This window comes from Pseudomonas sp. NPDC087639, assembly GCF_044743385.1.
In the GTDB taxonomy this organism is placed as follows: Bacteria; Pseudomonadota; Gammaproteobacteria; order Pseudomonadales; family Pseudomonadaceae; genus Aquipseudomonas.
The window spans coordinates 1-6,437 of record NZ_JBIUWI010000061.1 but is presented as its reverse complement, the minus strand read 5'-3'; the positions used below and the strand labels follow the sequence as shown (position 1 = coordinate 6,437).

Below are 6,437 nucleotides of genomic sequence, written 5' to 3'. Positions count from 1 at the left end.
TATCTGTCGACAGGCATTTTCTACGCGCCCAACTGATGGCCAAGCACGAGAGAGGCCTGCGCTTCCAGCCCACCGGCGGCAGCAAGGCCCCGCAAATCCCGACCGGCAAAAAGCAGCGCTTGAGCATTGAGCGACTGGCCAATGACGGTCGCGGCATCGCGTTTTTCGAAGGCCGCACCTGGTTCGTCCTCGGCGCCCTGGCCGGTGAAGAGATCGAGGCACGGGTGCTCGGCACCCATGGCAAAGTGGTCGAAGCGCGCACCGAGCGCGTATTCACCGCCAGCGAACTGCGCCGTCCGGCGCCGTGTCAGCACGCCGGCCGTTGCGGCGGCTGCAGCGTCCAGCATTTGCCCCACAGCGAACAGCTTGCCCTGAAACAGCGCATGCTTGCCGAGCAATTATCGAAGGTCGCCGGTGTCGAACCGCAAGAGTGGGCAGCCCCGTTGACCGGCCCCGAGTTCGGCTATCGCCGTCGTGCCCGCATCGCTGTGCGCTGGGACATGAAAGCCAGGACGCTCGAAGTCGGTTTCCGCGCCGCCGGCAGTCAGGACATTGTCGCGATCAGTGAGTGCCCGGTGCTGGTACAGCCCTTGCAACCGATCATGACCCGTTTGCCGGAGATGCTTCGCCGTTTGAGCAAGCCTCAGGCGTTGGGCCATGTGGAATTGTTCAGCGGTTCATCGCTGGCAGTGTTGCTGCGGCACATGGCGCCGCTGTCCGAGGCGGATCTGACGATTCTCAAGGACTTCTGCCAGTTCCATGAAGCGCAACTGTGGCTGCATGGTGAAGGTGAGCCGCAACCGGTCGATGCCGCGCAATCGCTGGGCTATCGCCTGGAACAGTGGGATCTGGATCTGGCTTACCGGCCGGGGGATTTCATTCAGGTCAACGCCGGCGTCAACGAAGCAATGGTCGCGCAGGCGCTGGATTGGCTGAAACCGACCCGCGACGAGCGTGTGCTGGACCTGTTCTGCGGTCTTGGCAACTTCGCTTTGCCGCTGGCCAAAACCGCACGCGAAGTGGTGGCAGTGGAGGGCGTGCAGACCATGGTCGAGCGCGCCGCTGCGAACGCCGCTAGTAACAATTTGCATAACACAAAGTTTTTTCAAGCCGATTTATCCCAGCCTCTGGCCGATGCCGAGTGGATCGCAAACGGCTTTTCTGCGGTACTCTTGGACCCACCGCGTGACGGTGCTTTCGAGGTGGTGCGCAAGCTCGCGACCCTGGGTGCCAAGCGGCTGGTTTACGTGTCGTGCAACCCGGCAACGCTGGCGCGCGATACGGTCGAATTGATAAAGCAGGGCTACCGGTTAAAACGTGCCGGGATTCTCGATATGTTTCCACAGACGGCACATGTCGAGGCCATGGCGTTATTTGAAGCGAGCCAGGATGGCTCGTCTGAATCCGTCTGATCTGTCCGTGCCGCGCTCGCAATAGCCCCGCGAGCGCAAACGGGCGTTGAAGATCAGCGATTTGACGCATTGAATCTGCGTCGTAGGGAAGGTAAAGCAAGATGGTACAGGTGAGAGCACACCAGCCGATCAACACTGACGGCAGTATCAATCTCGAGGCTTGGCTCGATCACGCGGTCAGTGTCGATCTGGCACTGGATCGCGAAGCCTTGAAAGAAGCCTGCGAGTTCGCTCGCGAGGCCGAACAACAGTCCAATGCCAAGAAGAATCTGTGGGCCGAAGGCTCCGGCAGTTTCAGCGCCGGCCTGGAAATCGCCGAGATTCTCGCCGACCTCAAGCTCGATCAGGATTCGCTGGTCGCGGCGGTCCTGTATCGCGGCGTGCGTGAAGGCCAGATCGAGCTGGCGGCAATCAGCCAGCGCTTTGGCCCGGTGGTTGCCAAGCTGATTGACGGCGTGCAGCGCATGGCCGCCATCAGCGCCAGTCTCAGTCCGCGTCAGTCGATGGTCATGGGCACGCAAGGGCAGGTGGAAAACCTGCGCAAGATGCTCGTGGCGATGGTCGATGACGTCCGCGTCGCGCTGATCAAGCTGGCCGAACGCACCTGCGCCATTCGTGCGGTGAAAACCGCCGACGACGAAAAACGTAACCGTGTCGCCCGGGAAGTCTTCGACATCTATGCGCCGCTCGCGCACCGGCTCGGCATCGGTCATATCAAATGGGAACTGGAGGACTTGTCCTTCCGGTACCTCGAGCCTGATCAATACAAACAGATCGCCAAGCTGCTCCACGAGCGACGGCTGGATCGTGAGCGTTTCATCGCCGATGTGATGACCCAGCTCAAGGATGAATTGCAGGCTACCGGCGTCGACGCGGATATCAGCGGCCGGGCCAAACACATCTATTCGATCTGGCGCAAAATGCAGCGCAAAGGTCTGGAATTCAGCCAGATCTACGACGTGCGCGCCGTGCGTGTGCTGGTGCCGGAAATGCGCGACTGCTACACCGCGCTCGGCATCGTCCACACCCTGTGGCGGCACATTCCGAAAGAGTTCGACGACTACATCGCCAACCCCAAAGAGAACGGCTATCGCTCGCTGCACACCGCCGTGATCGGCCCGGAAGGCAAAGTGCTGGAAGTGCAGATTCGCACCCACTCCATGCACGAAGAAGCCGAACTCGGGGTTTGCGCGCACTGGCGCTACAAAGGCACCGACGTCAAATCCGGCTCCAATCATTACGAAGAGAAAATCTCCTGGCTGCGTCAGGTGCTCGAGTGGCATGAAGAGCTGGGCGATATCGGTGGTCTGGCTGAACAGTTGCGGGTCGATATCGAGCCGGATCGGGTTTACATCTTCACTCCCGACGGTCACGCCATTGACTTGCCCAAAGGCGCAACCCCGCTGGACTTCGCCTACCGCGTGCACACCGAAATCGGTCACAACTGCCGTGGCGCGAAGATCAACGGGCGCATCGTGCCGCTCAACTACAGCCTGCAGACCGGTGAGCAGGTCGAGATCATCACCAGCAAACATGGCACGCCAAGTCGTGACTGGCTGAACTCGAACCTGGGTTACGTCACCACGTCGCGGGCGCGGGCGAAGATCGTTCACTGGTTCAAGTTGCAGGCCCGTGACCAGAACGTTGCCGCCGGTAAAACCCTGATCGAGCGCGAACTGACGCGTCTCGGTCTGCCAGCGGTGGATTTCGACAAGTTGGCGGACAAGGCCAACATGAAAACCGCCGAAGACATGTTTGCCGCACTCGGTGCCGGCGATCTGCGTCTGGCGCAACTGGTCAACCTCGCGCAGCAGCTGGTCGAGCCGGAACGCGGCAACGAACAGTTGGAACTGATCCCGCGCAAAGCCACCGGTTACAAACCGGGCAAGCGTGGCGACATCCAGATCCAGGGCGTCGGCAACCTGATGACGCAAATGGCGGGCTGCTGCCAGCCGCTGCCGGGCGATGCGATTGTCGGTTACATCACTCAGGGGCGTGGTGTGAGCATTCACCGTCAGGATTGCGCTTCGGTGCTGCAACTGGGCGGGCGCGAGCCGGAGCGGATCATTCAGGTCAGCTGGGGCCCGGTGCCGGTGCTCACCTATCCGGTGGATATCGTTATCCGCGCCTACGACCGTTCCGGTCTGCTGCGTGACGTCTCGCAGGTGCTGCTCAACGAGCGGATCAACGTACTGGCGGTCAACACCCGCTCGAACAAGGAAGACAACACCGCGCTGATGTCCCTGACCATCGAGATCCCGGGTCTGGATGCGCTGGGGCGGCTGCTGGGGCGGATTTCCCAGTTGCCGAACATCATCGAAACGCGGCGTAACCGCACCCCTTGAAGATTGATCGTTGATCGTTCCCATGCTCCGCGTGGGAACGATCAAGATCGCAAAGGGTTGAGTGAGATTTTTATGTACAGCCTCGAAGACCTGCTCCACCTGATGAGCCGCCTGCGCGATCCTCAGTACGGTTGCCCGTGGGACATCAGACAAACCTACGCGACCATCGTCCCGCACACGCTCGAAGAAGCCTACGAAGTGGCCGATGCCATCGAACGCGGCGACTTCGATCACTTGCAGGGCGAGTTGGGAGATCTGCTGTTTCAGGTCGTCTATTACAGCCAGTTGGCTCGGGAAGAAGGGCGCTTCGAATTCGCCGGGGTGATCGACAGCATCACCCGCAAGCTGATTCGCCGTCATCCCCATGTTTTCCCTAGCGGCGATCTGTATGCGCCGCTGGATGTGCCGCGTTTGACCGAAGAGCAGGTCAAGCAGCGTTGGGAGGAAATCAAGGCCGAAGAACGTGCCGAGAAATCCGCCGCACCCGAGCAACTGTCACTGCTCGACGACGTGCCTGCCACGTTGCCCGCATTGTCGCGCTCGGCCAAATTGCAGAAGCGTGCAGGGCAGGTCGGTTTCGACTGGCCGGATGCCTTGCCGGTGCTCGACAAAGTGCGCGAAGAGCTCGACGAAGTGCTCGAGGCCATGTCTGAAAACGATCCCGTCGCGGTGGCTGACGAGATCGGCGATCTGCTGTTTTCCGTGGTCAATCTGGCCCGGCATTTGAAGGTCGACCCGGAAACCGCACTGCGTGGCGCCAACGGCAAGTTCGAAAGACGTTTCCGATTTATCGAACAGGCATTGCGCGACACCCACCGTCCCATAGAAGATTGCACCCTCGAAGAGTTGGACGCCCTGTGGGGTGAAGCCAAACGTCAGGAAAAGAATTTGCCTAGCTGCGGCTGAGCAACTGCCCAAGTGAGTAAGCACCATGAGTATTTCCCTTCGCGATCAGTTGCTCAAAGCAGGCCTGGTCAACCAAAAGCAGGCCAAACAGGTCAGCAAGGACAAGCAGAAACAGCAGCGTCTGGCCCACAAAGGTCAGATCGAGCTGGATGACTCGCAGCAGCGCGCCGCCCAGGAAGCCATGGCCGAGAAGGTCAAGCGCGACCAGGAGCTCAACCGTCAGCAGAAAGAGAAAGCCGAGGCCAAGGCCCGTGCCGCGCAGGTCAAGCAGCTGATCGAAGTCTCGCGTCTGCCGAAGCTGACCACCGAGGATTACTACAACTTCGTCGACGACAAGAAGGTCAAGCGTATCTCGGTCAACACGCTGATGCGCAACAAGCTCAGCAGTGGTTCGCTAGCGATCGTCCATCATGCCGGCGGCTACGAAGTGATCCCGCGTGAGGCGGCCCTGAAGATCCAGGAGCGCGACCCGCAACGCATCGTGCAGCTCAACGTGCAGACCGAAGAAGTCAGCACCGAGGACGATCCGTACGCGGCTTACCAGATCCCTGACGATCTGATGTGGTAAATCGATAAGCTGTAACAACGACAAACCCCGCTCATGGCGGGGTTTGTCGTTTTCAATGCTGTGGTTTAATCAGGCGGATTTCAGATCCCGCTGCTGCTCTTGCACTTCGAGTTCGGCCTTGTAGTTGTGGGCGTCGATTTCGTTATGGAACATCCCGACCAGCAGGTCTTGTTGATGCACGTCCCAGATCCGGATACCGGCGGCTACGCCTTCATGGGACATGTGTGAATCGTCGCGTTCAGTTACTTTTACAGTCATCTGCTAGCTCCAAATCTCAAGTTATCTGCAGCAAGGCGTGTGCAGGACTCTGTTATAGAATTTGTTAGGAGGCTAAGTAAACGGCTGATTCGCGCAAGGTGTTGTTGCGTTTTTTGCAACAGTGCTGGAGCCCGCGTAATCCGCGACATTCAGTCGCAGGGCGGTAAGTTGCATGACAGAAGTTTCATCTTCAAAACACACGGATCCCCTGTGTGAGCGAGCCTGCTCGCGAATGCGGTGGGTCAGAAATGAAGATGTGGACTGGCACAATGCATTCGCGAGCAGGCTCGCTCTCACAGGTAGTGCGTAGTGTCTGCAAGATTTTTTACAGACAAAAAAAAACGCCCCGAACCAGTCGGGGCGTTTTCAGGTGTGGCTCAAGCCAGGGGAATTACTTGCCTTCCCAGCGCTTCAGTACCAGCGTGGCGTTGGTGCCGCCGAAGCCGAAGCTGTTGCTCATCACGGTGTTGATGGTGGCGTTCTCGCGGGTCTTGGTCAGCACCGGCAGATCGGCCACTTCAGGGTCCAGCTCGTCGATGTTGGCGGAACCGGCAATGAAGTTGCCTTCCATCATCAGCATGCAGTAGATCGCTTCGTGAACGCCGGCGGCGCCCAGGGAGTGACCGGACAGGCTCTTGGTCGAGCTGATCGCTGGAGCCTTGTCGCCGAACACTTCACGCACACCTTTCATTTCCGCAACGTCGCCGACCGGAGTCGAAGTGCCGTGGGTGTTCAGGTAGTCGATCGGGGTATCAACGGTGGACATCGCCATCTGCATGCAGCGGATCGCGCCTTCTCCACTCGGGGCAACCATGTCGTAGCCATCGGACGTCGCGCCGTAGCCAACGATTTCGGCGTAGATCTTCGCGCCACGGGCCAGAGCGTGTTCCAGCTCTTCAACCACGACCATGCCGCCACCGCCAGCGATGACGAAACCGTCACGGTCGG

5 protein-coding genes and 1 pseudogene are annotated in these 6,437 nt (G+C 59.6%); 4 read left to right on the top strand and 2 right to left on the bottom strand.

Annotated features, from left to right (window positions below; genetic code table 11):
- The first annotated feature begins 35 nt into the window (after window positions 1–35).
- The 4 genes from rlmD to ACIOVB_RS21555 all read left to right on the top strand — a co-directional run bounded on the left by rlmD (window position 36) and on the right by ACIOVB_RS21555 (window position 5,231).
- Entirely contained in the window at window positions 36–1,412 is a 1,377-nt protein-coding gene (gene rlmD, locus ACIOVB_RS21570; protein ID WP_401271235.1) for a 23S rRNA (uracil(1939)-C(5))-methyltransferase RlmD, read from the top strand.
- A gap of 101 nt (window positions 1,413–1,513) precedes the next feature.
- The gene (gene relA, locus ACIOVB_RS21565) at window positions 1,514–3,757 is read left to right on the top strand and encodes a GTP diphosphokinase (RefSeq protein ID WP_401271187.1); all 2,244 of its coding nucleotides are present in this window, start codon (window positions 1,514–1,516) and stop codon (window positions 3,755–3,757) included.
- A gap of 72 nt (window positions 3,758–3,829) precedes the next feature.
- On the top strand, window positions 3,830–4,663 hold the full coding sequence (gene mazG, locus ACIOVB_RS21560; RefSeq protein WP_401271185.1) for a nucleoside triphosphate pyrophosphohydrolase: 834 nt from the start codon (window positions 3,830–3,832) through the stop codon (window positions 4,661–4,663).
- A 25-nt stretch (window positions 4,664–4,688) separates the two neighbouring features.
- Window positions 4,689–5,231: a DUF2058 domain-containing protein gene (locus ACIOVB_RS21555; RefSeq protein ID WP_016987455.1), complete on the top strand. Its 543-nt coding sequence runs from the start codon at window positions 4,689–4,691 to the stop codon at window positions 5,229–5,231.
- A gap of 69 nt (window positions 5,232–5,300) precedes the next feature.
- On the opposite strand, the gene ACIOVB_RS21550 is transcribed toward ACIOVB_RS21555, so the two are convergent.
- On the bottom strand, window positions 5,301–5,489 hold the full coding sequence (locus ACIOVB_RS21550; RefSeq protein ID WP_007917473.1) for a hypothetical protein: 189 nt from the start codon (window positions 5,487–5,489) through the stop codon (window positions 5,301–5,303).
- Between the two features lie 391 nt (window positions 5,490–5,880).
- Window positions 5,881–6,437 (bottom strand): annotated as a pseudogene (locus ACIOVB_RS21545) (beta-ketoacyl-ACP synthase I); the annotation flags it as partial.

Coding starts and splice junctions, on each gene's coding strand:
- rlmD (WP_401271235.1), top strand. CDS start 36: ATGGCCAAGCACGAGAGAGGCCTGCGCTTCCAGCCCACCGGCGGCAGC.
- ACIOVB_RS21555 (WP_016987455.1), top strand. CDS start 4,689: ATGAGTATTTCCCTTCGCGATCAGTTGCTCAAAGCAGGCCTGGTCAAC.
- relA (WP_401271187.1), top strand. CDS start 1,514: ATGGTACAGGTGAGAGCACACCAGCCGATCAACACTGACGGCAGTATC.
- ACIOVB_RS21550 (WP_007917473.1), bottom strand. CDS start 5,489: ATGACTGTAAAAGTAACTGAACGCGACGATTCACACATGTCCCATGAA.
- mazG (WP_401271185.1), top strand. CDS start 3,830: ATGTACAGCCTCGAAGACCTGCTCCACCTGATGAGCCGCCTGCGCGAT.